Origin of the sequence: Candidatus Brachybacter algidus, assembly GCF_016707225.1 — a bacterium.
GTDB classification, from domain to species: domain Bacteria; phylum Bacteroidota; class Bacteroidia; order Chitinophagales; family Saprospiraceae; genus Parvibacillus; species Parvibacillus algidus.
In genome coordinates this window covers 114,831-141,440 of sequence record NZ_JADJID010000006.1, presented here as the reverse complement: position 1 = coordinate 141,440, position 26,610 = coordinate 114,831, and the positions used below count along the sequence as shown (strand labels likewise).

19 protein-coding genes and 2 pseudogenes are annotated in these 26,610 nt (G+C 36.7%); 14 read left to right on the top strand and 7 right to left on the bottom strand.

Going from position 1 to position 26,610, the window contains the following annotated elements:
* Window positions 1-8: 8 nt before the first annotated feature.
* The 4 genes from IPI15_RS17170 to IPI15_RS17155 form a co-directional block, all read right to left on the bottom strand.
* Window positions 9-3,644, bottom strand: a complete 3,636-nt coding sequence (locus IPI15_RS17170) for a zinc-dependent metalloprotease (RefSeq protein WP_287421546.1) — start codon at window positions 3,642-3,644, stop codon at window positions 9-11.
* A gap of 190 nt (window positions 3,645-3,834) precedes the next feature.
* Window positions 3,835-4,221 (bottom strand): VanZ family protein, encoded by a 387-nt coding sequence (locus IPI15_RS17165; RefSeq protein ID WP_287404289.1) that lies wholly within the window; start codon window positions 4,219-4,221, stop codon window positions 3,835-3,837.
* Window positions 4,221-4,610: a glycine cleavage system protein GcvH gene (gcvH, locus tag IPI15_RS17160; RefSeq protein ID WP_287404291.1), complete on the bottom strand. Its 390-nt coding sequence runs from the start codon at window positions 4,608-4,610 to the stop codon at window positions 4,221-4,223. Before gcvH ends, IPI15_RS17165 begins: the two co-directional genes overlap by 1 nt.
* A gap of 6 nt (window positions 4,611-4,616) precedes the next feature.
* Window positions 4,617-5,936: a citrate (Si)-synthase gene (locus tag IPI15_RS17155; RefSeq protein WP_287404293.1), complete on the bottom strand. Its 1,320-nt coding sequence runs from the start codon at window positions 5,934-5,936 to the stop codon at window positions 4,617-4,619.
* A gap of 200 nt (window positions 5,937-6,136) precedes the next feature.
* Here IPI15_RS17155 and IPI15_RS17150 point away from each other — a divergent pair, with 200 nt between their 5' ends.
* From IPI15_RS17150 to IPI15_RS17140, 3 genes are all read left to right on the top strand, one after another.
* On the top strand, window positions 6,137-6,997 hold the full coding sequence (locus IPI15_RS17150) for an SPFH domain-containing protein (RefSeq protein WP_287404296.1): 861 nt from the start codon (window positions 6,137-6,139) through the stop codon (window positions 6,995-6,997).
* 101 nt (window positions 6,998-7,098) lie between these two features.
* Window positions 7,099-7,296, top strand: a complete 198-nt coding sequence (locus IPI15_RS17145; protein WP_353738771.1) for a type II toxin-antitoxin system antitoxin — start codon at window positions 7,099-7,101, stop codon at window positions 7,294-7,296.
* A 67-nt stretch (window positions 7,297-7,363) separates the two neighbouring features.
* Entirely contained in the window at window positions 7,364-8,083 is a 720-nt protein-coding gene (locus IPI15_RS17140; protein ID WP_287404301.1) for an outer membrane beta-barrel protein, read from the top strand.
* A 52-nt stretch (window positions 8,084-8,135) separates the two neighbouring features.
* Here IPI15_RS17140 and IPI15_RS19995 read toward each other — a convergent pair.
* Both IPI15_RS19995 and IPI15_RS17125 read right to left on the bottom strand, forming a co-directional pair.
* A pseudogene (locus IPI15_RS19995) lies at window positions 8,136-9,342 on the bottom strand (IS256 family transposase).
* Window positions 9,343-10,102: 760 nt separating this feature from the next.
* Window positions 10,103-10,597, bottom strand: coding sequence for a lipocalin/fatty-acid binding family protein (locus tag IPI15_RS17125; protein WP_287421540.1), 495 nt, complete (start codon window positions 10,595-10,597; stop codon window positions 10,103-10,105).
* A gap of 423 nt (window positions 10,598-11,020) precedes the next feature.
* Here IPI15_RS17125 and IPI15_RS17120 point away from each other — a divergent pair, with 423 nt between their 5' ends.
* From IPI15_RS17120 to tamL, 11 genes are all read left to right on the top strand, one after another.
* Complete coding sequence (locus IPI15_RS17120; RefSeq protein ID WP_287404978.1) at window positions 11,021-11,773, top strand: SDR family NAD(P)-dependent oxidoreductase; 753 nt, start codon at window positions 11,021-11,023, stop codon at window positions 11,771-11,773.
* A gap of 155 nt (window positions 11,774-11,928) precedes the next feature.
* Complete coding sequence (locus IPI15_RS17115; protein ID WP_287404976.1) at window positions 11,929-12,519, top strand: SOUL family heme-binding protein; 591 nt, start codon at window positions 11,929-11,931, stop codon at window positions 12,517-12,519.
* A gap of 90 nt (window positions 12,520-12,609) precedes the next feature.
* Window positions 12,610-12,930 (top strand): HPF/RaiA family ribosome-associated protein, encoded by a 321-nt coding sequence (locus tag IPI15_RS17110; protein WP_287404309.1) that lies wholly within the window; start codon window positions 12,610-12,612, stop codon window positions 12,928-12,930.
* 156 nt (window positions 12,931-13,086) lie between these two features.
* Window positions 13,087-13,917: a universal stress protein gene (locus tag IPI15_RS17105; RefSeq protein WP_287404974.1), complete on the top strand. Its 831-nt coding sequence runs from the start codon at window positions 13,087-13,089 to the stop codon at window positions 13,915-13,917.
* A 22-nt stretch (window positions 13,918-13,939) separates the two neighbouring features.
* Window positions 13,940-16,450 (top strand): cation-translocating P-type ATPase, encoded by a 2,511-nt coding sequence (locus tag IPI15_RS17100; RefSeq protein WP_287421537.1) that lies wholly within the window; start codon window positions 13,940-13,942, stop codon window positions 16,448-16,450.
* Between the two features lie 100 nt (window positions 16,451-16,550).
* A complete protein-coding gene (locus tag IPI15_RS17095; RefSeq protein WP_287421534.1) occupies window positions 16,551-17,030 on the top strand; it encodes a VOC family protein in 480 nt (159 codons plus the stop codon).
* Window positions 17,031-17,306: 276 nt separating this feature from the next.
* Entirely contained in the window at window positions 17,307-17,597 is a 291-nt protein-coding gene (locus tag IPI15_RS17090; RefSeq protein ID WP_287404968.1) for a nucleotidyltransferase family protein, read from the top strand.
* On the top strand, window positions 17,590-17,928 hold the full coding sequence (locus tag IPI15_RS17085; protein ID WP_287404966.1) for a HepT-like ribonuclease domain-containing protein: 339 nt from the start codon (window positions 17,590-17,592) through the stop codon (window positions 17,926-17,928). The genes IPI15_RS17090 and IPI15_RS17085 overlap by 8 nt, the downstream gene beginning before the upstream one ends.
* Before the next feature lie 233 nt (window positions 17,929-18,161).
* Window positions 18,162-19,091: a DUF748 domain-containing protein gene (locus tag IPI15_RS17080; RefSeq protein WP_287421531.1), complete on the top strand. Its 930-nt coding sequence runs from the start codon at window positions 18,162-18,164 to the stop codon at window positions 19,089-19,091.
* 77 nt (window positions 19,092-19,168) lie between these two features.
* Complete coding sequence (locus IPI15_RS17075) at window positions 19,169-23,236, top strand: translocation/assembly module TamB domain-containing protein (protein WP_287421528.1); 4,068 nt, start codon at window positions 19,169-19,171, stop codon at window positions 23,234-23,236.
* 1 nt (window position 23,237) lies between these two features.
* Window positions 23,238-25,592, top strand: coding sequence for a translocation and assembly module lipoprotein TamL (gene tamL, locus IPI15_RS17070; protein WP_287404962.1), 2,355 nt, complete (start codon window positions 23,238-23,240; stop codon window positions 25,590-25,592).
* Between the two features lie 30 nt (window positions 25,593-25,622).
* Here the strand turns inward: tamL and IPI15_RS17060 are convergent.
* Window positions 25,623-26,531: pseudogene (locus IPI15_RS17060) on the bottom strand (IS982 family transposase).
* Window positions 26,532-26,610 lie beyond the last annotated feature (79 nt).

Below are 26,610 nucleotides of genomic sequence, written 5' to 3'. Positions count from 1 at the left end.
TGAGATGCTTAGATTTTAATTAATTTTTGCTTTGCAACATAGTTGCCGGAGATAATATTAGCGAAATACACACCAGATGCCACTTGACCAAGGTCTATGTTTACGGTTGCTGTGCCACTTGAAAGTACTCTGGATAATATCAATTTACCTGATAGATCCGTGATATTTAGTTTCGCATTGCCTGACCATTTAAAGTCACTCATATCTATTGTAATCAGATCTTTCGTAGGATTAGGATATAATCTGATTAGATTGGAAACATCATTGACCTTAGGATTAGACTTTAATATATTTGATTTATTTAAGTCAATCTTAAATATCTCTGGAGCCAGATAACCAAACTTATTATCTCTGACCAATAATGTTACTTCATCAGCTCCTTCATATACATCATCGAAAGGGACATATTCTAATGCCCAGTCGTTCAGGAATGATTGTAAGAATCGATCACCCTTGTAAAGTCTCTGACCATAAGAAGTAAAATAGCCATGTTCCGGCTCGGAAAGAAGGAAATACCAGATATTGTCTTCTGTGGTTTGGTCAGATTCATATTTCAGATCTTTATTTTCAACAGTTTGAGCAAAGCCTGTTTTTACCTTGAGTACATTATTATTTATCTTGATGATCGGTGAACTCGTTACACTTGCACACAATTCAAAATCTAGACTACTGATGACACCCGAAGACCCACCTTTTTTAGTAGTAATTGATACAGACCAATCTCCCTGGACCGGATCCCCATTAAAAGCACTCAAAGCTTCTCCAGGCTGAAAAGTCTTGTCGGCTTTTATTTGTCCACAAGAGATCGGAAGTGGAGAAGAATCATCAAAAGAGGTATTCATTCCAGAGATGCCGGAGCAACGCTCACTTATAACCTTAACGATTTTGCCGGAAGGCGATTTTGCCGAAATCTCTAGTTTTGATATATCACCATGGCTTATATTGATGTTTTTGAGATTTATATCTGCTGTAGTACCTACCTGATTTGAAATATCAAATTTGATCTCAACAGGAGGAATGGTTACATTACTTGAAATATTTTTAGGTAATCCCAATGCCGAGATCGTATTGCATTCATACAAAATAGTCTGGAATGTATTGTAATCTGACCATGGACCTTCAAAACATCTGTTGATAGCCCTTACTCTCCAATAGAATATAGTACCCGGCGCTAATACAAGCAATGTATTAAAATTAGGCTGCACTCCGACATATGAATCAATAATATTGATAAATCTTGAGTCAGAAGATAGTTCGAAAACGTATTGGTCAGCACCCGGTATAGGAGCCCATCCAAAGGTAGGTACCTGAGGAGAATTTACAGTGCCCGGTAATGGATTGACTGCAGAGACAAATTCCAGTTTTGAAGGCAAAACCTCTACCGTTACATACCTGTATAATGTATCGAATCCTTCTGAAATTCCTCTCAATTTAATCGTGAAAAAGCCGGCTTCATTGACATCCTTCGTGTCGATAGATAATATGACATCTTCGCCCGGTGCAAGTGCTGATTTGTTAAGAGAGATGATCGTATTGGCCGGCCATCCGTCCACGAGCTCGACCTTGACAGGTGTGGAATAATCTTTCCATGAAATACTTTTGATTGTAAATTCTTTTGGACTTGCCGGGCAGAGTAACGCATTGTGAGGATATACATCATATGAATAACCTGCTTCAGCCGGTTCATTTACCCTTAGAGCCTTTCTTGAAATATCCAAAAAGATGCTTCCTGCTCCTTTAATTTTAAATCTTGAGTTAACAGCTTTAACCGGTAACATAACAAATTCATGACCATCATTCGGTGTATTAAGTAAAAGTGTATCTGTAAAATCAGTACCACCATTGATCGAATAGTAAATATTTACTGCTTCACAATTTACTGGAGCTTTATCAGAGTTAGCTACGTCCCACTTTAATTCAACATATTGACCTAATTCAAAAATCGTATCCGTATTCTTGGCAGGAAAAGTAAATTTGAAGGGTCCGGCATTTGAATCAACTTTGAATTTAAAATCAGCAATACCTACACCACCTGCATTTGGATTGTAATCTCTGGCGATTAATTTCCAGTTCATTTCTCTGGTCGCGGATGGTATCCTATCAGCAATATCAAATATATCATTGATAATGTTATTTATCTTTGGTATAATCCTATAATAACCTTTAGCTGATGGTGGATAAGGTCTGTTCAATGGTCCTGAAGCAAAGTTTGTACCAAGAGGCTCTCCTGATCCCGGATCGAATTGTTCCCATCCGTATAACAGGTTGTCACCATCCATATCCGTTGCGGTTCCTACCAACTCATAAGGTGTATCAGCGGGTATGGTAAGTAAAGATGAGCTGTAAGTCGGTAATACGATATCAGGTACATGATTTATCTCAGTGCCGAAGGTTCCACAGCCAGGATTATTGGCGTGGTGATTTCGCACCTGAAGGATGCTGATCACATGAAAATAATCGTCGGCATTATTTTGAATATTGTCGCTCGCGCAAGCTCCCGGATAACCCATGATTGTACTGCCACTTCCCGGTTCGTAGGCACCTTGTGTAGCTATCTGATCGGAGCCGTTGCAGGCATTGAATGTGTGGCTGGCACTGAATTGATGGCCCATTTCATGTTTAACAGTAGTAAGAAAATACCCTACATTTGCAGGTCCACAAGAGACTCCTCTTGCCTTGCTTTGATTATTACAGGCAGAACCACTTACGACACCTCCAACATCAGAACATCGCTCCGTCCAGGTCTGAGCATAATCATATTGATTACTAAGAATTGTTTGATTAAAGAAGGCTTGACTCTGACCCAATAGTTGACCACCATTGTCTTGTATTGTAAAAAAGTCTGTAGTTCCCGGCACATAAATTAACTTGTCTTCATTTGCGATTAGATCTAGCTGCATCGCATGATCTTTGTTATATCTTAGGTTGACATTGTTCATAACCTGCACCACTTTTGCCAATGTAGCTTCTACACTTGTAGAACCAATCTCTTCACCGAAACTTGATGTCGTGGCAATACCTACCCTAAAGTGCATCATTGTGATCTCATTTCCTCTAATGTTCAAAGCATCTGCAGCGGCAGGCTCGACCATAGGTATATCCTCAATATGTGCGCCACAGGCCATTGGTGTTAATTTATCTGACCCTATAAGATCTTCAACCAATTTGAATACAGCGTAGTGGTCATTGTCTTTTTTACTTACCTTATTAATAAGGACTTCAAAGCCATCAATATCTATGATAGCAGACAACCCTTCAGGAGTAACTGCCAATCGACCTTGTATTGATCTATCAGTTATAGATCTTAGCATAAAGGTCCTTAACGAAGGATATTTATTTTGTAATGGTGCTTCCATAATTGACGAATTTGTCAATTCATACTTTTCCGTTTTTCCATTCAATACAGGCATATCGATGATCAAAGCAGATTTATCATTGATATCATAATTCAGTAAAGTTTGATTTAATGATTCAAAATCGACCTTAAAAAGGTTATTAATTGGAACATTCTGATCGTTAGCAAATCCTTTTTGTAGAAGTTGGTTTTTAGAAACAGGCTGCCATTTGAACGCGGCTGTCTCTTGACTCAAGGCTATTTGGGAAGAAAATAAGATTGTCAGAAATAAGAGGAAAAACTTTTGCATTCGTTAGAAAACTTTAATGATAAACAATGACTTTTACTTATATCTTGTTGTAAATGAGAAAGATTTGACAACAAAATAAAACACTTAAAATTCAGTAGTATAATAATTCAATTTGGAAATAGTTCGGCAAAGGTATCTTTTTATTTGGATTCTAACCAAATAAAGGTATTTTGATTGGTTAGGCAAAATGTTAATTTTTTATTATTTTTCCAACAATAATATACAATAGGACAGCAGATAAAACTCCCGTTAGGTTGGCTATGATGTCTGCCACTTCAAAGGCGCGGCTTTTTTGAAGGATATGCTGAAAGAATTCCATAAAAATTCCATAGAATATCAGTCCTAAGATGATCTTAACTCGATGTTTGTTTTCTTCCCAATGAATACTTAAAAGGAATGAGCCTGTAGCAATAAAAAGTGAAGTAAAATGGACCAATTTGTCAATTGGAATACCCAGATCGAGGTCTATTTTGGGTATATCTCTGCCCGGCAGCAGCAGGAGTATGGTCAGAATAGCTAACCATACCCAGGTGATGATTCTAAATAAGCGATGTCGCTCTAAAGGTTTTTTGATCATTATCCCACTAAGGCGGCATATGCTTCACTGTCCAACAAGGTGTCTAGTTCAGACGGATCCATGATTTCGATCTTTACTATCCAACCATCTTCGTAAGGTGACGAATTAATTAGACCCGGATCATCTCCACCACTTTCAGTGATTTCTGAATTAACCTCAAGTATCTTACCTGTCACAGGAAGAAAAAGATCCGAAGTGGTTTTTACAGCTTCCACCGTACCGAATATTTCGTCTTTTTTAACCACTTGACCTACAGTATCTATATCTACATACACCAGATCTCCAAGTTCACCTTGAGCAAATTCAGTTATGCCAATAGTTCCTATATTTCCTTCTACACTTATCCACTCGTGCTCTTTACTGTATTTTAGTTCTTTAGGAATGCTCATCTTCGTTTAATTTTGATTTTTGTTATTGTTGATAAAGTCTTTTACATTTTCAAAGGTGATGGATTTCGGTCTTTCTAATGGAAGGCCTAACACTCTTGACCAGCATAACTGAGCCAATACTCCAAGAGCCCGGCTCACACCAAATAAGACTGTGTAAAATCTTGCTTCAGTGAGGCCATAGTGTATAAGTATAGCACCTGAATGAGCATCTACATTAGGCCATGGATTAGCAACTTTGCCCAGTCCGCCTAGTATTCCCGGCACTACATCGAATACTTTCCAAACGATCTGAACATAGTCATCGTCGGGGATATATTGCTCTGAAAATCTTTTCTGTTCTGAAAATCTTGGATCCGGTTTTCTTAGCACTGCATGCCCATAACCCGGTACCACCTGTCCTGCCGCCAAAGTCGTATTCACGTAGTCAGCTATTTGTTCTTTTGTTGGTTTTTTAGTCCCTATTTGCTCCACCATTTCATTGATCCAGTTGACCACTTCCTGATTTGCTAGACCATGCAATGGACCAGATAAGGCGTTTAGCCCTCCACTGAAGGATAAGTAAGCGTCACTCAATGTGCTCCCTACAAGGTGTGTAGCATGCGCACTTGCATTTCCACCCTCATGATCAGCATGAATAGTCATATATAATCTCAGCAAACTCGTGAAGTCAGGTGCTTCAAACCCAAGCATATGAGCAAAATTTGCCGCCCAATCCAATCCTTTTTTAGGAGCGATGTGGTCACCATTTTTGAATACCTTTCTATATATGTAAGAAGCAATGACAGGCAGTTTAGCTATTAGATTTAGAGTATCCTCGTATGTTGGATCCCAATAATCAGCTTTACTCAGGCCTTCGTCATACTTTTGGGCAAAGACGCTGGACGGTTGCATCGCCAGAACAGCAATACTAAACATGGTCATTGGATGCACATCGTTGGTGCAGGCATCTATCACTGCAAGTACTTCAGGACGAACTTCAGCCCTCCTTTCGAATTCTGCACTTAACCATGTTACATTTTCTTTAGATGGGATATCTCCTGTGAGCATTAGCCAGAAAAGTCCTTCCGGCAATGGCTCTGTATCTCCTTCTGCCTTTGGAAGTTCTTCGATAAGTTGAGGGATAGAATAACCTCTGAAGCGAATGCCCTCCTCAGGATCGAGCAGGGAAGTTTCCCACAACATAGATTTAATGCTGCGCATCCCACCTATGAGTTGACTAACTTTAACATCGGCGATTTTTAATTCACCATGCTCTTTCAAAACGGCCTTTAATTCATCTCTGACAGGAAAAGCTTTAGCTTTAAAAAGCTCTTTCAATGGGTCCATAAATTAGTATATATTTTTTTATGATCTAGTTAAAGTTGGTTAACACCAATACTAAACCACATGTTTAATCTTAAAGACGCTAATATACAATTTTTTATTTCCCAACAAATTATTCTGTTTTTGAAACTAAATAAATCATTATAGCGTTATGATACCAAATTGATATCATATTACTATCTTTACTTAAAAAATTAAGCATCATGTTAAAAGAAAAACTTATAAAACCAATTTCAGGATTCATAATGATCCTTTTTCTAGCTGTATTAGTGGCTGCGACTATTTATTTAGCCGCTAATGAAATCTTTCCTCCTCAATTTTTAATAATTTCAGGAGTGCTCTTTTTCTTTCTTGTTCCCGGATTTAAAATCGTCAATCCAAATGAAGCGATTGCACTGATTTTCTTCGGAAAATACGTGGGAACGATCAAGGAAAATGGGTTCTTTTGGGTTAATCCTTTTTACATCAGTAAAAAATTATCTTTAAGGGCTAGAAACCTCAACGGCGAAAAACTTAAGGTCAATGACGGCGTGGGCAATCCTATAGAAATTGCAGCAGTAATCGTTTGGAAGGTTTCAGATACTTTCAAGGCATTATATGAGGTAGATGATTATGTCAATTTCGTTCGCATACAGAGTGAAGCTGCTATCCGTGTCCTTGCCAATAAATACCCTTATGACCAATTTGAGGATGAAAATGCTGATTTGACACTATTATCAGGTGCTGAAAAAGTAAATGAAGAGTTAGAAAAAGCGCTGCATGACCGTTTAGAAAGTGCCGGAATAGTCATCATCGAAGCCAGAATCAGCCACTTGGCATATGCACAGGAGATAGCTGGAGCGATGCTTCAAAGGCAACAAGCAATAGCAATCGTAGCAGCTCGTAAGAAAATTGTTGAAGGTGCTGTGGGTATGGTCGACCTCGCATTGACAAAGCTACAGGAAGGTAAGATCGTTGATTTTGATGAACACAGCAAGGCTGCCATGGTGAGCAATCTGATGGTAGTATTATGTTCTGACAGGTCAGCACATCCTGTCATCAATGCAGGAACGCTTAATCACTAAACAGTGGTCAGTGATCAGTAGTCAGATATCAGACACCTCTGACCACTGACGACTGACGACTGACGACTCACTTCTAATTTCTAATTTCTAATTTTATAAATATTTTGTCAAAAAAATCATTTGTCTTAAGAATAAATCCTGAAACAATGAAACTTCTGGAAAAATGGGCTGCGGACGAATTCCGCAGTACCAATGGTCAGATAGAATATTTGCTTCAGAGATCGCTGCTTGAATCAAAGCGATGGAAAGACCATATAAATCTGTCCGATACGGACAAAAGTGAAGGAAAAAAAAGTTAATTATTCCCTAAAAGAAACTCCAGTGCAATAAAAAGTTGTTACCTTCCATTTTTTAAAAGCGTCTAAAATGAAGTTAGCAACTATTCTCAAGGGGGAAAAAATTCAAATATTAATTCCGGTTATATTGTTTTTCCTCTGCACTGCTTCTATGCAGCAATTGAATGCTCAATATTCAATTTGGTCCTTCAAGGCAGGCCCATCCCTTGGATTTCAAAGGTGGAATAGCGTTGGTTCTACTCAACCACTCTTAGGGTTGCATGGCTCCGTTGCTGTAGAATCATATGAACCTGGAAAACCATTTGCATTTTTTGCAGAGCTGGCATATCATCAGCGTGGTAGCAGCCAGAGAGTTAATGGAGGTCAGACCCAAAATGGAGTTAATTATGATGGATTCACTATAAAGAATAGATTTCACAATCTTTCCTTTGCCCTTGGAGGCAGAAAAAGCTTTGGCCCTGATTTTAGATATTTTTATTCGCTGGATTTACGAGCAGAATACACATTAGATTACGAACTCTCAAACTACTTTCAGGGCTTTGATGATTTTGTAAGAAAATTCAATTACGGCCTGGATGTGGGTGGTGGAATCAATATTCCATTAGGGTTTCACATGGGTTTCATCGACCTGCAATTACAACCGGATCTTTCACGTCAGATCTTTTCTCTGAGATTCGCCGGTCAGGATTATCAAGGAAATAACATCATCTATCCGGAACAAAAGGTGGTTAATTATTCGCTGGAATTATCGGTTGGCATCAGGATTAATGGCAATTTGGACGCGGAATAATTGTTATTTGACACTATCCCACAAAGTGTGTAAGTTGTTTTTTTGGGCTCCCCTAAGCTTTCATAAAATTGGTTAATCTCTCTCCAAAGATAATAATAAATTGATTGGTTACCACGCCCCAGTTGAATAGGCATGGACCATTTCCTTGTAGCTTCTCTTATGGCCAGATAAACTGATTTCATAACAGATTCATCAGTTGGAAAAGAAAGCTTGTTTTTTGTATATTTTCTGATTTTTCCATTCAGGTTCTCTATTAAATTAGTTGTATACATAATCTTACGGATTTCTAAGGGAAGCTGAAAAAGTCGTTAATTCATCCCAGTTAGTCCTCCATGATTGTACTGAATACGGATACTTATCTTCCCAAGTCATTGCAAAGTCCTTAAATGCTGCCTCTGCTGATTGTTTCGTTGGCGCTCCATATATTTTCTTCTATATCAGCTGTAAATGGCTTTCGGTCTTTATATGACACAAATTTGCATGCATTTCTGATCTGATGGACAATGCATATTTGAGTGTTTGATTGTGGGAAAACCGTTTTGATCGTTTCCGTAAAACCATTTAAATTGTCTGTAGCTGTTATGAGTATATCATTTACACCACGTGCTTTCATGTCTGTCAATACACTCATCCAAAAGCTGGAGCTCTCTTTCCACCCTAGCCACAAACCCAACACTTCCTTTATACCATCTTGCCTCAGGCCGATCGCTATATAAATCGTCTTGTTTATTACCTTGGATTGTTCTCTTACCTTAAATACAATTCCATCTAACCAGACAATCAAATAGACATCTTCCAGCGGCCTATTTTGCCATGCTACAATATCCTCTGTTATAGCATTTGTTATTCTTGAAATCGTTGAAGTTGATACTTCTACATTGTATAGATCCCTGATCTGGTTTTCTATATCGCTATTACTCATGCCCCTTGAATACAATGAAATGATGATATTTTCTATACCTTCAGCCATTCCTTTTCGCTTTGGAACAAGCATCGGTGAAAAACTACCATCTCTATCTCTTGGTACCTGAATGTTATCCTCTCCAAAACTAGTTTTAATCTTCTTATTACTAAACCCATTTCTTGAGTTTGGTGCACCGGTTTTTATCGTGCTTTTCATATCCAAGGTGGCTATCCATTTCGCCCTCTAGTATCTTTTCTATCCCTCGTTTTTGAATCGATGTTAGAAAACTCATCAATTCATCTCCTGTCTTAAATTGCTTTAAAATCTCATCACTGATAAAATCTTTTGAATCCATTTGATTTTTTGTTTTTCGTTATAAATTTATTCATTTTTATAACTTACACACTTTATGGCTTAGTACCTGTTATTTAGAATATTATTCAACTCTAAAACTCTATTACTGTCCACTCTAATACTGGTTAACTGGTTAACTCTAATACTTTTCCTATATAAACTACATAAACGAAAAGCTTTCGCAATTCGCTAGGAGAAAACGCTCTTTCAAAGCTTCTTATTGATTAATTCTATATTACGATCAAGCTTAGCCATGTACCTAAATCCAGGTGCACTAACAACTGGTACACTCTCACTGATTAACTCTATTACTGTCCACTCTAATACTTATTAACTCTATTACTGATTAACTCTAATACTTTTCCTACATAAACGAAAAGCTTTCGCAATTCGCTGGGAGAAAACGCTCTTTCAGAGCTTCTTATTGATTAATTCTATATTACGATCAAGCTTAGCCATGTACCTAAATCCAGGTGCACTAACAACTGGTACACTCTCACTGGTTAACTCTATTACTGTCCACTCTAATACTTATTAACTCTAATACTGGTTAACTCTAATACTACATAAACGAAAAGCTTTCGCAATTCGATAGGGAGAAAACGCTCTTTCAGAGCTTCTTATTGATTAATTCTATATTACGATCAAGCTTAGCCATGTACCTAAATCCAGGTGCACTAAAAACTGGTGCACTCTCACTGGTTAACTCTATTACTGTCCACTCTAATACTTATTAACTCTAATACTGGTTAACTCTAATACTATCTTACTTCCTCCACTCCTTCAATACTTAAATCTTCTAACTTCTTCTTCACATCCAACCCCAACACATAATCCATCGCCTTATTTCTGCTAATGACATCATATCCTTCCGGTGTAAAAAGGGTCTTTTTAAAATGGATGATGGCCCAACGATGATTATCACTTATATAAATAATCTCCCACTTGCTTTTGGCAATGAAGAGCAGCCCCTTTCCTCTCCAGATAAATCGGGTATTGCTATCATCCAGAGTCTTATCATATCCGACTATGGTTTTATTCTTTCCCTTTTTCAGATACTTAACTTCATCCAATAATACGGTATCGCCCTTCCTTTCCATGATGGTGTAATTAAATGTTGGGTTTGTTTTTTTCCCGGAAAGCCACATAGGAAAGTTGGATTGAATGACATACCATCGACCTTGGATATCGGTGAGTTTTAAATCCTGAGCTGTTAGAAAATGAATAGAAATAAAAAAGAATAATATTGCTTTCAATGAAACTTGTTTTTAAAATTTCCTAATAATAAGTATTGCGCTTTAGTTTGATATAAGTTTAAAGAATCGGATAGATTCCATTTTCAAAATGTAAATATTCATTTACGATTGGTATATTCAAATTAAAATTATTTTGATCGCCTTCAAATGTAAGTCTATCTATTAAATATTGTCTACTGTAACTTAATTAAAATATATGAATTGCTTGTAAGAATCATTTTTATGCTTCGCTTTTTCCTGAATAGAAAGGCCTTGATTTTCATGCCAAGAATTATTTCACATTAAAGAATTATTTGTCTTAAATATCTGTTTCAATTTTAGAACTATTTAGGTTGAGTAAAGAATGGCTAACATGATAAATATTAGTATGACTATTTATTAAACCGCCGACAATTGATTTAAAATAAAATAAATAATAAAAAAATGAATGCATTAGAAAATAAAGTTGCTATTGTAACAGGAGGTGGATCCGGTATTGGTCGTGCGAGTGCGATATTGCTCGCTACAGAAGGTGCCAAGGTTGTCATAGCTGATATTGATGTAAAAGGTTCGCAAGAAACTGTGAACCAAATTACCTCTTCAGGTGGAGAAGCTATATTTATCAAAACAGACACTTCAAAACCGCGTGAACATGAATTGCTCGTGGAGCAGACCGTAGAAAAGTATGGAGGACTTCACATTGTATGCAACAACGCAGGTATTGGCGGCCCATTAGGACCTGTCGGCGAATACCCAATAGACGGTTGGGATAAAGTAATTGCAATTAATTTGTCCGGGGTATTTTATGGAATGCATTATCAGATACCTGCCATGTTGAAATCTGGAGGCGGAAGCATTGTAAACATGGCATCTATACTAGCTATTGTCGGTACCAGAAATAGTTCAGCATATGTGTCAGCAAAACATGGAGTCATTGGTCTTACTAAGACTGCGGCATTGGAATATGCTGATCAGAATATCCGTGTAAACGCAATAGGTCCTGGATATATTAGTACACCATTGCTTACTAATGCGTTGGACGATGATACATTAAAAGCAATAGCGGCAATGCATCCAATCGGCAGATTAGGTACTTCAGAGGAAGTGGCAGAATTGGTTCTTTGGCTCAGTTCTTCAAAATCCTCCTTCGTCACCGGCGCATATTATACAATAGACGGCGGCTATACTGCACAATAATTACAACCATCTTCCAATACGGAAGTTATACTAATACACTTTCCTTTAAATGTGGGATAATAATTACTTAAAAAGCTAAAAGTAAGATTAATTAGTCTTTTGTAGAAGGACGAAAAACCTATCTCCCACTTTTTAAAAATGCAAAACAACTAACTATGAAATTAACTTTAATTGTCATCGCTATAATAACTGGTGTATTTATCCTCTCTCAAATTTATTTTATTATGGCCAAAACAGAAACACAACCCTACAAAATTATCAAATCGGAGAAGGATTTTGAGATTCGAAAATATCCAGCCGCTATCATGGCCACGATATCAATGGATGCAAAAACCTATAAAGAATTATCCAGTCCCGGATTTAATAAGTTAGCGTCTTATATATTTGGGAGTAATGAAGGGGAAAAAAAGATAGCCATGACATCACCTGTGCATATGGATATAAATGATTCCATGTCCTCCATGAGCTTTGTGATGCCGGCTGACTACAATTTGGATAATCTACCCAAACCGAACGATTCAACTATTAAACTTGAAAAAAGTGCAGATGAATACATGGCCGCAATTCAATTTGGTGGATTTGCAAATGACGATGAAATTAAAAAGTATGCAAGTAAATTAGAAGAGGCTTTGAAGAGGAGTGGCATCAATTACTACGGAAACTTTCGATTTCTTGGCTACAACGCACCATTTCAATTGCTGGCAAGGAGAAATGAAATTGTTGTAAATGTCCAATGGAATCAATAAATTAGATTTAAAAAGCGGCTTTTTTATTGTTTATATTGATATAAGCTTTACTTTGCCTAAAAAGATTAATTAATCATAAAAAATATAAAAATGAAGATTCAATTTAATACTGATAAAACGATAGAAGGAGATGAGAGAAACGAAGCATATTTTACTTCCTTAATTGAAAGTGGATTAAAGCATTTTGACGCTAATCTTTCACGCATAGAAGTTCATTTATCAGATCAAAACGGTACAAAGGAAGGTCCAAATGACATTCAATGCATCATGGAAGCAAGGATCGAAGGTAAGCAACCAATAGCAGTGACAAGTCAAGCGAATACAATTGAAATGGCTGTGACAGGCGCTATAGATAAATTAGAAAATTCTTTAAAAACCATTTTTGGACGAATGAAAGATCATCAAAAATAATCAGAAGTCGCAATTTGGATTAGGTAATATCCATCAGAATAAATGACCAAACTGCATAAATACTAATATTTTCCTGACGCATTAGTAATATACTAGGAAAATTAGAAAATATTCTCTAATTTTAAGGAAATGATTTCACAAAATAAAACAATCATCATGCAAAAGATTCTTGTCCCTACAGACTTTTCAGATAATTCTAAGGCAGGTTTGCGATTTGCTATTCAGTTAGCATCCCAGCATCCATATCAGTTAACTTTCTTTCATTGTTACCATATGAATCAATTAACTTCAAGCGATTCAAAAGAAGAATCCGATGATAAATCCGGGGTAGATAGATTACAAACACAACTCAATAATTTTGTGGATACGGTTTACAATGAATTGAACGCAACTCAGGACAGCACAACGTGTATAGTACAAAGTTCTGTAGCTCCTGATGCCAGTATTCGAGATTATGCTACGAAAAACGGATATAGTTATATATGCATTAGCACGAGAGGTGCAGGAAAGTTTGATCGAGTATTCGGCACGAACACTTCCAATCTTATTAGTTTTTCAGATGTTCCGGTTATTGCTGTTCCTAAGTTTTATACAGCAAAAAAAATAACTGATATTATATATGCATCAGATTTAAATAATTTAGAAGTTGAATTAGTCAAAGTGGTGGATTTTGCAAAACCATTAGAAGCAGAAGTTGAGTTATTACACATTACTTCACCGATAGAACTAGAAACAAATTCTGAAACAATTGAAGCAGCTGTCAAAACTTTTTCAAAATATGACATAAAGCTTCATGTCGAAAAACCAAATCCTAGTGAATCATTAGTTTCAAATCTTGAAGCAGCAATAGAAAAGTCCAATCCTTCAATGATGATCATGTTCACTCAGCAGAACAGGACATTTTTTGAAAAATTATTTCTTTCCAGTAAAACTGAAGAATTTTCATTTAATTTAAAAGTCCCGTTGCTTGTTTTCAGTAAATTATAATTTTACTTTTTTGAAATAAAATATGCCTGAAAATAATTTTAACATTAAAGGATTATCTGATGAACAAGTAATTCTTGCAAGAGAGAAATTTGGTCAAAACAAGCTAAGTTACAAGAAGGAGAATGGAATAGTAGAGACCTTAAAAAATCTGGCGAAAGAGCCAATGATTCTCTTATTACTCGTAGCTTCCCTTATCTATTTTGTAAGTGGAAAAACTGGCGATGGAATTTTTCTTTCCTCCGCGATTATACTCGTTTCCTTTATCTCATTGTTTCAAGATTCAAGAAGTCGAAATGCTCTCCAAAAACTAAAAAATTTAACCCAACCTAATTGTACAGTTATCAGAAATGGCAAGAGGGAAGTAATAAAAAGTGAAGAATTAGTCATTGGAGACAGTCTTATCGTAGAGGAGGGGACATCAGTTACAGCAGATGGAATCATTATACATTCCAATGATTTTTCTGTCAACGAGTCTATACTTACCGGGGAATCCTTTGCGGTGTTTAAGGATAAATCATCTAAGGACAATTGTATATTTAAAGGAACTACGATAGCCAGTGGATTAGCAATAGTTACAATTACAGCTATTGGCAATGAAACCAAATTAGGTAAGATCGGTATCAGTCTTGATAGTATAAAAGAAGAAAAAACACCCTTAGAACTTCAAATAAGCAATTTTGTAAAAAAATTAGTCATTGCTGGGGCCGTTGTATTTTTAATTGTTTGGGCCATCAATTATTTTATATCCTATGATTTATTGGATAGTTTATTAAAAGCGCTCACTTTAGCCATGAGTATTCTGCCGGAAGAAATACCAATGGCTTTTACCACTTTTATGGCCATCGGAGCCTGGAGATTAATGAAAATGGGCATTCTGGTAAAACAAATGAAAACAGTCGAAACCCTTGGTTCAGCTACCGTTATTTGTACAGACAAAACAGGCACGATCACTGAAAATAAAATGAGTTTGGCGAAAGTATTTTCAATGACTTCAAAGAAAATAGAAACACCGGCTCAAGCAAATTTAGATGAAAAAGAATTAATTAAAATAGCCATGTGGGCAAGTGAGCCCATACCTTTTGACCCTATGGAAATAGCTTTGCATAGAGCTTACGGTGAATTACATTCGAATGATGAGAGACCATATTTTAAGATGGTTCATGAATATCCATTAAGTGGGAGACCACCGATGATGACACATATTTTTGCAAATAAAGATGGCAAAAGAATAATAGCAGCTAAGGGTGCTCCGGAAGCATTGATGCGCATCTCAAATCTTACAAAGGATGAATTAATTGAAATTGAAAATGCCATTAAATCACTTACAAATGATGGCTATAGGGTCCTCGGTGTTGGTCAATCCAATTTTAATGGAAATATATATCCAAAAACTCAGCAAGAATTTACCTTTGAGTTTAAAGGAATTGTTGCATTTTATGATCCTCCAAAGACAAATATTAATAAAGTATTTGAAGATTTTTATCAAGCTGGAATCGCAGTAAAAATTATCACCGGAGACAATGCAGAAACGACTAAGTCAATTGCTAAACAGATAGGGTTTAGGGGGATTGAACAAAGTCTTTCTGGGGAAGAACTGATGAAGTTAACTGATGCTGCATTACAAGAAAAAGTGATGCACACCAACATGTTTACGCGAATGTTTCCTGAAGCTAAACTTAGAATAATTAATGCCCTAAAAGCGCAGAATCAAATAGTAGCAATGACTGGTGATGGCGTCAATGACGGACCTGCATTAAAGGCAGCTCACATCGGTATAGCAATGGGAAAGAAAGGTACTGAAATAGCAAAACAAGCTGCTTCGTTGATTCTTTTGGAAGATGATCTGTCTAAAATGGTCGATGCTGTTGCCATGGGTAGAAAAATCTACACCAACTTAAAAAAGGCCATACAGTATATTATTTCGATTCATATTCCAATTATATTAACTGTATTTATTCCTCTTGCCTTAGGATGGATTTATCCAAATATACTTTCACCCATTCATATCATTTTTCTGGAATTAATAATGGGCCCGACATGTTCCATTATTTTTGAGAATGAGCCGATGGAAAAGAACACAATGTTGCGCAAGCCACGACCATTTACCAATACATTCTTTAATCTAAAAGAACTCACAGTAAGTGTTATTCAGGGCCTTGCAATTACAGCGGGAACATTATTAGTTTATCAATATTCAGTTCAGCAGGGATTTGATGAGGCTCACACAAGGACGATGGTATTTACTGTCTTAATTGTTGCAAATATTTTTTTAACCCTTGTAAATCGTTCGTTTTATTATTCGATATTTACCACATTGAGGTATAAGAATAATTTAGTTTTGTTAATTATAGCCATCACTATTGCCATTACAGGATTGATGTTGTTTGTGCCACCATTGACCCAGTTTTTTGAGTTTGAGGTAATTAATTTATATCAATTAATGATTTGTATAGGTATCGGATTTGCATCAGTAATTTGGTATGAATTGGTGAAAGTAAATACACGGGTTAAAAGTAAAAGAAGGGAAAGGTGAATGATAAATTATGAGTGATAGGTAATGAGTGATAAGTGATAAATTATTTCAAAGGTTATATTTGATTGACGATTTAAACATTTATAATTAAATTTATTTCATGATAAAAAAGTTATTAATAGTCTTCACTTTAGTCACTACCTTTAGTTTTGGTTTTACGTTCAATTCGATTTTGAATAAAATAAATGACAATCAAATAAAGATGAAAAAGGTAACAGGTATAGGCGGCATTTTCTTTAAATGCAAAGATCCTAAGGAAATGAAAGAATGGTATAAAACCCATCTAGGAATGGACACTAACGAATATGGAGCGACATTCGAATGGAAAGAGGCAGAAGATTCAACCAAAAATGGTTCGACACATTGGAGCCCATTTTCTGAAACAACTAAATATTTTGAACCTTCAACAAAAGACTTCATGATCAACTACAGAGTTGACAATTTGGAAGACTTGGCTGAAGAATTAAAAAAAGAAGGAGTTACCATTTTAGATACCATTGAAACGTATGATTATGGAAAATTTCTCCATATCATGGACATGGAAGGCAACAAAATAGAATTGTGGGAAGCGGTGGATTAATTAAATGGTGCCTGGAGGTTTAAATTTGGAATTGTTTCTATATCTAATTTCAATTAATTTAATGAAGAATAATCATATTTTATTCCCCCTCAAATAATATGTTTTGTCATTCCGACTGAAGGGAGGAATATGCCAGAATAATGGATTAGCCATCAAAGCTTGATTTTTATTAATTGTATAACTTATACAAAATGGAATTATACAATTGGTCATGTTTTTATTTTATGTTTCGTTTTATAACATTAAACAGTTCTCTTGCTTTTATATCTTTGCATCATGACAACATTATCGAATATCATAGAAACGCTTAAACTTCACAAAAATCATTTAACAAAAAAGTATGGTTTAAGTATCATTGCCATTTTTGGAAGTTATGGACGTGAACAGCAAACTGGTAATAGTGATGTAGATATTTTAGTTGATTTTGACCGCCCAATTGGAATTGAATTTATTGATTTAGCAGACGAACTTGAGAATTTACTTAAAATTAAAGTAGATCTTGTATCAAAAAATGGTATTAGACCTGACTATTATAAGCAAATTGAAAGAGAATTGAATTATGTCTAAACGAGACAATAATTTATTAGTTTTAGATATTCTTGTTTCAATTGAGAAAATAAAAGAATATACCTATAAATACACATACGAAAGCTTCCTTGAGGACTCAAAGACAATTGACGCAGTTATAAGAAACTTTGAAATCATTGGAGAAGCTGCCAATAGACTTACAGAAGATTTTAAAGAAGTACATCCGGGAATTAATTGGTTCCGAATAAGGGGCTTTAGAAATAGGATAGTTCATGACTATATGGGAATTGATTTTCAAATTGTGTGGAGAATAATTGAAAAAGATCTTGATAAACTTGCTAAAGATATCGCTGCTGTCATTAATAATTGATTAAGCTTAGGCTTTTATTAATAATTTTATAGGGGTTGGGCCATATTCTTTTAATTTTATTAAAAACTTTCGGTCTTCTACTACCATAATGCCATCAAAATCCAGTTCATTCATTAATTTGTTTGGCTTTTCGCCTATTCAATTTACTTTTTTTAATCCTTTTATTAATTTTTATCGTATTCCTGTTGTTAGGAAGTATTAGTTTTGCTATAATATTAAGGGGAAAGTGTCTTTTGAATAAATATCTTAAACGTGTTCTGAAATTTTTACTATATCTCATAGGGTTTATTATTCTATTGGTTATAGCCCTTTTGATAGCTATACAGACTAATGCTTTCCAGCAATTTGCTAAAAATAAAATCACCGCATTTCTAGAGAAAAAGATAGGAACGACAGTTTCTATTGACAAACTCACCATCACCTTTCCCAAAGAAGTGGTGCTTACCGGAGTTTACCTTGAGGACCAATCAAAAGACACGTTACTGGCAGGAGACACTATCATGGTCGACATAAGTATGTTCAAATTATTAAGCAGTAGTGTCGAACTCAACAATATCGATCTACGAGGTATCACTGCCAATGTCATCAGAACACTCCCGGATAGTGCTTTCAACTTTGATTACATCATCAAGGCATTTGCCTCTAAAACACCCCAAGCCGAGCCTAAAGATACAAGTGGCGGCATGACGATCTCAGTCAACAAAATCAATTTGGATCGTATCCGTATCCGCTATGATGACGCTGTTACGGGCAACGATGTAACTGCCTTTCTAGGACATTTTGATACGAAGTTTGAAGAGTTTGACCTGGAAAAGCTAAAATTCCGGACACCAGACATTGCATTGAATGGCTTGAATGTAAAAGTCAGACAGACAAAGGCTATATCAAAGGATGCTCAAGTGGTAGATACTGTGGAAGTAAAACCCACTATTTATCCCGATTTTCAATTTAATGAATTAGTGCTACAAAACATCAATGCCGACTATGTCAATACCGTCAATGGCACAGATGCCAAAGTCAATCTCTCAAAACTTCTCGTTCAATCGAATGACCTCAATATTAAGGATCAGAAGATAGATCTGAAAAAAGTAGAGTTATCTGGAATCTCAGCCGTTCTGGCTTTGGACAATGCCGGCAAAGATGTCGTGAAACGACTGCAGTAGAGGTCAAGCAAGAAGTTGAAAGTAAAGGTTGGCAAGCAAAAGTAAGCGACATTGTCATCAATGGTGTGAATTTCAAAATGGATGATCTGACTCAAGCCAAGCAGAAAAAAGGCATAGATTTCAGTCATCTTGATATCAAAAATCTTCAAGGCAGCGTCAAAGATCTTGGCTATGATCCGATGAAAGTCTCAGGAACTGTTGACAATTTAAGTTTTCTCGAAGCGAGTGGTATCAAACTGCGCAACCTTTCAACCGACTTTTTATATGGCCAAAAAGAAGCCTATCTTAAAAACCTACTCATAGAACTTAACAATACTGTCATCAAAGATGCGCTGGAAGTAAAATATCCTTCTATTGCAGCTTTAAAGACCGACCTTGGACAGTTAGAGATCAAAGCCAATTTCAATCACAGCCGAATTGCATTGAATGATATCTTGCTTTTTGCTCCACAATTAGCGAGTCAGGATGTATTTAAAAAATATCCCAACAGTGTCTTACTCTTACATTCTAATATGTCTGGAAAAGTGAACGACCTTACGATACCTAATCTTGAGATTTCGGGCATAGGTTCAACCAAATTAAGCGCTTCAGCGCACATCACGGGTCTACCGGATATGAAAAAGACAAGGTTTGAGTTCAAATTTAAAGAGATTTCCAGCACAGCGAAAGACCTCAAAGATCTCCTTCCTGCCGGAACCTTACCGAATACGATTGCACTACCTGACAAGTTCACCATGCGTGGAACTTTCGAAGGTTTAACCAATAATTTCAAAGCTGACGTAAAGTTGATAACAAGTTTTGGGAACGCTGATATCAATGCCAAGTTCGATGCAAGTAGCGGTAAAGGAAAAGAAAAATATGATGCCAAATTTAGGACATACGGATTTGACGTTGGCAAATTATTAAAAAGACCGGATCAAATCGGCAAGGTCACCGTCAACGGATTTATCAAAGGAACAGGTACAGATCCTAAGACTGCAAATGCAGTGTTTGACATTAATGTCGATAATGCTGTTTATAATAATTATGCTTATCATGCGGTGCATCTCAAAGGTCAGGCGCAGGACGGAAATCTGGAAGCAAAATTGGTGTCCAATGACATTAATGCCATGATGGAAGGCAATGCCATTGTAGATCTTAATGGCAAATATCCATCTATCAAACTTGATATGAGAGTGGACAGTATCGACTTTCAGAAGTTGAAATTGTACAAGGATGAGCTCCGTTTTCATGGAAATATTCATGCAGACATAGCGACAGCTGACCCTGACTTTTTGAATGGAGATGTCGTGCTTTCACAAGCCATTGTCGTAACTAATGGTAAAAGGTATCTATTAGATTCTTTGAGCGCTCATGCGATATCTACAGCAGATAGCAACCTTATAAATCTGAGGGCACCGTTTATGTCAGCGGATATTGTCGGTAAATATCAACTTTCAAAACTACCGGGAATATTGATGTCCACCATAGACAAGTATTATGACATAGTTCCTGATGCATCCATAGTTAATTCAACTACGCCGCAATACTTTGATATTTCTGCCAGAATCATACGAACTCCTATTATAGAGCAATTGCTGCCGGAGTTAAAGGAAATGGAATATATTGATATTAAGGGAAACTTTGATAGCAGAGAAGACCTATTAGTAATCAATGTCAATTCACCTGCTATCCTCTACGGAACTAACGAGCTGAAGGGTATCAGCATGAATGTCAATACAGAGAATGACTCTCTTCAATATGATGTAAAGCTTGATCAATATCAATCCGGTCAGATTCTGGTCAATCAAGCAAGTGTAGCGGGATATGTCAATGACAATAAGATTTACTTTGATGTTGCAGCCAATGAACAAAACCTTGATCAGAATATCAAGTTGTCCGGTATGCTTCAACAAATGGCAGAAACCTTCAGGTTTTCTCTGCTAAAAGAAGGCCTCACTCTAAATGGGGAGCAATGGGCGGTAAAGGATAACAATGCATTGTATTTTGGCAAATCAGGCATCAAGGCGGATGATTTCATACTATCGAGTAATGGGCAATCTATTTCTATTGAAAGCGAAAAAGATCAGTTCAACAGCCCGCTGAACGTTGCGTTCAAGGACTTCAGCATAGAAACCATTACAAATATTGTTTCTAAGGATACTTTACTTATAGGCGGTCTGATCAATGGCCAGGCTAAAATAGAAGACTTGGCCACTACCCCTCATTTTACTGCGGATATGTTGGTTGGAGATTTCAATTTTAAGGGAGATACGCTAGGAAATATTAAGATCGATGTCAATAATGAGGACCTCAATACGCTCGCTGCCAAAGTGACTGTGAATGGCAAAGGAAGCGAAATCAATTTGGATGGATTTTATTATACCAAATCTGAAAATCCGCTCGACTTTAATCTGGATGTTAAAAACATTGACCTTAGTAAAGTTCAGGCCTATGCCATAGGCATGGTCAAAGATGCGTCCGGCGATCTTCGTGGCAAACTAAAGATTACGGGAAGTGCCGCAGCTCCTCAAGTAAGAGGTAGCCTTACATTTGACAAAGCCAAATTGAATTATGCACAATTCAATTCAATATATTCACTGGAAAATGAAACGATTCGCTTCACAGAGGATGGCATTGTGCTTAATAACTTTACCATAAGAGATACAGATGGTAATCGAGCCATCATAGACGGTACTGCATATACCAAGGATTTCATATCATATAAACTTGGACTGAATATGCAGGCAGATAATTTCAAAGTGTTGAGTTCCACCAAGCAGGATAATGAATTATACTTTGGAAAATTATTTATAGATGCTAATATAAATATCGCAGGAACAAGCACAAGTCCTGTAGTCGACGGCAAACTTCGGGTCAACGAGGCAACTGATCTTACATTTGTCATACCTCAGAAAGATCCGAGATTAGTAGAGCGTGAAGGTGTCATAGAGTTTGTAGATATGGATGCTCCTTTATTAAATACTGTTCTGACTGGAACTGAAGAAAAACCTAAAACAGGTTTGGAAGGACTTGATGTGGCGATGAACATCATCATCGATAAAGAATCAATATTTAACATCATCATCGATGAAGGAAATGGTGATTTATTGAGAATTCGTGGACAGGCACAGTTGACAGGAGGTATAGATCCTAGCGGCAAAGTAACATTGGCAGGAGATTACGAGATCGAAGAAGGTAAATATAACATCACCTTTAACTTTCTAAAAAGAGAATTCCTAATTCAAAAAGGCAGCAAGATCACATGGACTGGAGCTCCGACAGAGGCGGATGTAAATGTGACCGCGATTTATATCGCCAATGTTCCACCTCTGGACCTGATCTCCAATCAACTATCTACGGCAAACCAAACGATTCGTAATACTTACAAACAAAGACTTCCCTTTGAGATCAATCTGAATATGGAAGGCCAATTGCTGAAGCCTATCATCACATTTGACATCAAACTTCCAACCAATAAAAACTATGGTGTTTCTAATGATGTCATTTCCACCACCAATACCCGTCTAACACAATTAAGACAGGAACCTGCAGAACTTAATAAACAAGTTTTTGCAGCTTTATTATTAAATAGATTCGTTGGTGACAATCCATTTGCAGCAGAATCTGGTGGATTTACCGGTGAGCGTTTCGCGAGGCAGAGTGTGAGTAAGATTCTTACAGAGCAATTGAATAATCTTGCGGCTAATATGATCGCAGGAATTGACCTTAACTTTGACATCAATAGCACAGAAGATTATTCTTCCGGAGAGCTGCAAAATAGGACAGACCTCACTGTAGGACTTTCAAAAAGATTGTTTGATGAAAGATTGAAAGTAAGTGTAGGTAGTAATTTTGAATTGGAAGGAGCGCAGAATACTCAGCAAAAAACTACCAATATCGCCGGTGATATATCTGCAGAATATCAATTGACCAAAGATGGTCGTTATCTGATCCGTGCATATCGTAAAGATGAATATGTGGTTGTATTAGGCCAGGTGGTAGAAACCGGAGTGGGTTTCGTGCTTACGGTAGAATTTGATAAGATCAAAGACATATTCGCCAAGAAAACAGAAGAATTCAAAATTAGGGAAAGAAAGGCTAAAAAAGCTCAGGAAGAGCGAGAAGTCAAGCAATTAGAATTAAAGCAAAATACAGTGAAGTAATATGAAAAGAAACATTTTACAGCAAACATTTATAACCACATTTGCAAAAATACAAGTGTGCGTATTGACCTGTGCTGTAATGTTTCTAATGTCATCTTGTAGTTCCACAAGGAAACTTCCCGATGGTGAACAATTATACACAGGCGCTAAAATCAAGATAGAGGAAAAAGATTATCCCGTAGCTAAGAAAAAGCTACTTAAAGATGAACTTGAGGCCATCACAACTCCAAAGCCGAATTCTTCTTTGTTGGGAATCCGGTACAAACTTTTCTTCTATAACATGATTGATACGGTCAAAAGACAGAAAGGGCTTAAGTATTACATTAAGTACAAGATGGGAGAACCTCCGGTATTATTTAGCCAGGTAAGTATTTCAGCCAATCGCGACATCCTCAATAACAGAATGGAAAACCGAGGCTACTTCAATGCAAAAACCGATGTAGATACATCCGGCGGCAAAAAAACAGTCCACATTACGTATACTGCTAAGCCTGGACCTCAATATATGATCCGCAGTGTTCAATTCCTGGTGGATTCGTCTACTTTAGGCAAGGCTATTAAAAAGACACAGATTAATACAGTCCTAAAAGAAGGCAATTCTTTTGATCTGGATGTAATTAAGGCGGAACGAAACCGGATAGACTATACGCTAAAGGAAAGAGGTTTTTATTATTTCAAACCTGATGACCTCATCATCAAAGTGGATAGCACAGTCGAAAGGCATAAGGTAGATCTATACCTGACGCCAAAGAAAGACATCTCTGAAAAATCCGGTCGCGTTTATGACATTAATAATATCACCATATATTCCAACTATTCATTGACCAATGATTCACTCTATGAACTGCCGGGAGAGAAATACAAGGATTACTTTATAGTTGATCCGGACCATCTCTACAAACCTTCAATATTCGACAGAACAATGTTTTTCAACAAAGGTGATGTGTACAACAGGACAGATCATAATCTGAGCATAAGTCGTCTGGTCAATCTTGGAATCTTTCGATTTGTAAAAAATCAGTTTGTAGAAGCAGATGACAATCCGGCGTTGATGAACGTAAATTATTATTTGACGCCCATGGCCAAAAGGAGTATTTATCTGGAGGTGAGGGCTAAGCGCAATGATGCTGATTTTACTGGTTCGGATATTACATTAAATTGGAGCAACAGAAATACCTTTCGTGGTGCAGAGCTGCTAATGATCTCCCTATATGGGGGTTTTGAACTACAAGCCAAAGGAAATGAAGGCCTGAATAATAGAAATTATTATAAGGCTGGTGCAGAAAGCACCTTGAGTTTTCCAAGATTCATTGTGCCATTTAAATGGGAAAGCACCAGTGCTTATCTGCCAAGGACTAAGATCACTACTGGCTACGACTATTTGTACAGGACCAAATCCTATGTGTTAAATAGTGTCCGTCTTTCTGCAGGTTATGCATGGAAAGAATCAATCCGGAAGGAGCATGAGCTCAAGGTTATAGATATGAACTATGTTCAGCCGCTCAATGTAACGGAACTTTACAAAAGTCTCGCTGAAACAGATCCTACCTTGAATAAGGCCATCGAGAAGCAATTCATACTGGGTTCCACATACAAATATAAATATACGACCACCATGCTTTCAGGCCGCAAATATACCATGTATGTGCAGGGTGGAGTGGATCTTTCCGGCAATATTCCGGGTCTGATCAGCGGGGCCAGTATCCGTGAAGGGAAGCCAAAGGAATTGTTTGGCGGAGTTTACTCACAGTATGTTAAGTTTGAAGCAGATTATCGACCTTATATAAAGATCACGGAAGGTTTAAAACTCGCCAATAGGATCACAGCAGGATATGGATATGCCTATGGCAACTCCGTTAACCTTCCATTTATAAAGCAATTCATCATCGGCGGATCCAATAGTGTACGCGCATTTCCGGCACGATTGATCGGACCGGGTACTTACTATGCGCCGAATGATCCAAGGTCTAATACATCCTTTACAGCAGATCAGGGTGGAGATATAAAGCTTGAATTAAACTCAGAACTTAGGTTTAAACTATACAAGATCATTGATGGTGCTGTCTTTGTGGATGCAGGAAATATTTGGTTACTCAATCAAAGTATCAATGCCGATGAATATAAAGAGGGTGCATTATTTAGCAAGAAATTTGCAAATGAATTGGCGGTGGGAACAGGATTCGGTCTCCGGTTTGATCTTAATTTTCTTATACTACGAATAGATCTTGCCACACCGTTAAAGAAGCCTTGGTATCCGGAAGGTAAGCGGTGGGTGTTGAATGAATTTAATCTAAAGAGTGCGACGTGGAGAAGGGAAAATGTAAATTTTTTGATCGCAGTAGGATATCCTTTCTAATTGTTAGTTGTTAATTAACGTGAATAATGGTTAAGCAACATTCAAATATACCTCTTTAGAGAGTTCGGTTGTGCTTAATTTAATGCTAGGTTTTTTAGGAAAGAAATGATATGCACAGAGAGCAGAAATCGCATTGTTCAAAAATCCTTGCAGAGCTCTATGTCTGGTGTGCTGTATGTTACATTGGTTTTCAATTCGTCATTGACACATTCTATTAGTGCTCGTTTTCTCAGCAGCACCTTATCGTTATCAGATAAGTTCATAGACTTCATGTTTTACGTCTTTTAAAGATCAAGTCTACACCATCATTCCATAGGAATTGGGCTAGTTGTCAGATATATATCCTCTGTCGCCGAAGAGTTTTCCGAAAACTTCTTTTACCATTACGGAGAGAATGTCTTGATTCCTGTCATCTACATTTGCCTTGGACAGGTAGAAGTTCAACAACTCACCTTTGTCATTAATGATCAGGTGAAGTTTAAACCCAAAAAACCAGCCCATTGTGCTTTTAGATTTAGTCGCAAAACCTTTGAAAACCTTGTTCTGCTTTTCTCTTTTTATGTGACAAACATTTAAGGTTGTTGAGTCAATAAAGCTAATTCCGGTGCATGCTCCCAAACATCTGTTTTTCAAAAACATCAACAATGGAACAAAAAGTCGGTTTTGTGTCTGATTAAATCGCTCATATGTAACCAATCCAGGAAACAGATCTCTCCAATGAACTAAAACCAATTCATTATAGTATCTTTTAAAATTGGTATAAGAACTCAAATGAAAGCAAATGTAAATCGTCATCTTTTCTGATAGACACAATGATGATTTTCTATTTCTGAATTTCTTATTTCCAGTTGAAATAGCCCTTTTGCACTCAATTTCATCAAATCCTTTGCAAAAATCGTCAACAGTAATGAAAATTTCTATAACTTTGTGCTTATCCATAGGAGAATTATTTGATTTATATCGTTGTTTGTCAGACACTAATATATTAAATATTCTCCTATTTTTATAATATTTAGCC

Bases quoted from the DNA above. Each gene is read 5' to 3' on its own strand.
- gcvH (WP_287404291.1), bottom strand. From the start codon at position 4,610: ATGAGCATTCCTAAAGAACTAAAATACAGTAAAGAGCACGAGTGGATA.
- IPI15_RS17115 (WP_287404976.1), top strand. From the start codon at position 11,929: ATGAAATTAACTTTAATTGTCATCGCTATAATAACTGGTGTATTTATC.
- IPI15_RS17075 (WP_287421528.1), top strand. From the start codon at position 19,169: ATGGATGATCTGACTCAAGCCAAGCAGAAAAAAGGCATAGATTTCAGT.
- IPI15_RS17095 (WP_287421534.1), top strand. From the start codon at position 16,551: ATGATAAAAAAGTTATTAATAGTCTTCACTTTAGTCACTACCTTTAGT.
- IPI15_RS17170 (WP_287421546.1), bottom strand. From the start codon at position 3,644: ATGCAAAAGTTTTTCCTCTTATTTCTGACAATCTTATTTTCTTCCCAA.
- tamL (WP_287404962.1), top strand. From the start codon at position 23,238: ATGAAAAGAAACATTTTACAGCAAACATTTATAACCACATTTGCAAAA.
- IPI15_RS17155 (WP_287404293.1), bottom strand. From the start codon at position 5,936: ATGGACCCATTGAAAGAGCTTTTTAAAGCTAAAGCTTTTCCTGTCAGA.
- IPI15_RS17140 (WP_287404301.1), top strand. From the start codon at position 7,364: ATGAAGTTAGCAACTATTCTCAAGGGGGAAAAAATTCAAATATTAATT.
- IPI15_RS17100 (WP_287421537.1), top strand. From the start codon at position 13,940: ATGCCTGAAAATAATTTTAACATTAAAGGATTATCTGATGAACAAGTA.
- IPI15_RS17090 (WP_287404968.1), top strand. From the start codon at position 17,307: ATGACAACATTATCGAATATCATAGAAACGCTTAAACTTCACAAAAAT.
- IPI15_RS17085 (WP_287404966.1), top strand. From the start codon at position 17,590: ATGTCTAAACGAGACAATAATTTATTAGTTTTAGATATTCTTGTTTCA.
- IPI15_RS17110 (WP_287404309.1), top strand. From the start codon at position 12,610: ATGAAGATTCAATTTAATACTGATAAAACGATAGAAGGAGATGAGAGA.
- IPI15_RS17150 (WP_287404296.1), top strand. From the start codon at position 6,137: ATGTTAAAAGAAAAACTTATAAAACCAATTTCAGGATTCATAATGATC.
- IPI15_RS17120 (WP_287404978.1), top strand. From the start codon at position 11,021: ATGAATGCATTAGAAAATAAAGTTGCTATTGTAACAGGAGGTGGATCC.
- IPI15_RS17105 (WP_287404974.1), top strand. From the start codon at position 13,087: ATGCAAAAGATTCTTGTCCCTACAGACTTTTCAGATAATTCTAAGGCA.
- IPI15_RS17165 (WP_287404289.1), bottom strand. From the start codon at position 4,221: ATGATCAAAAAACCTTTAGAGCGACATCGCTTATTTAGAATCATCACC.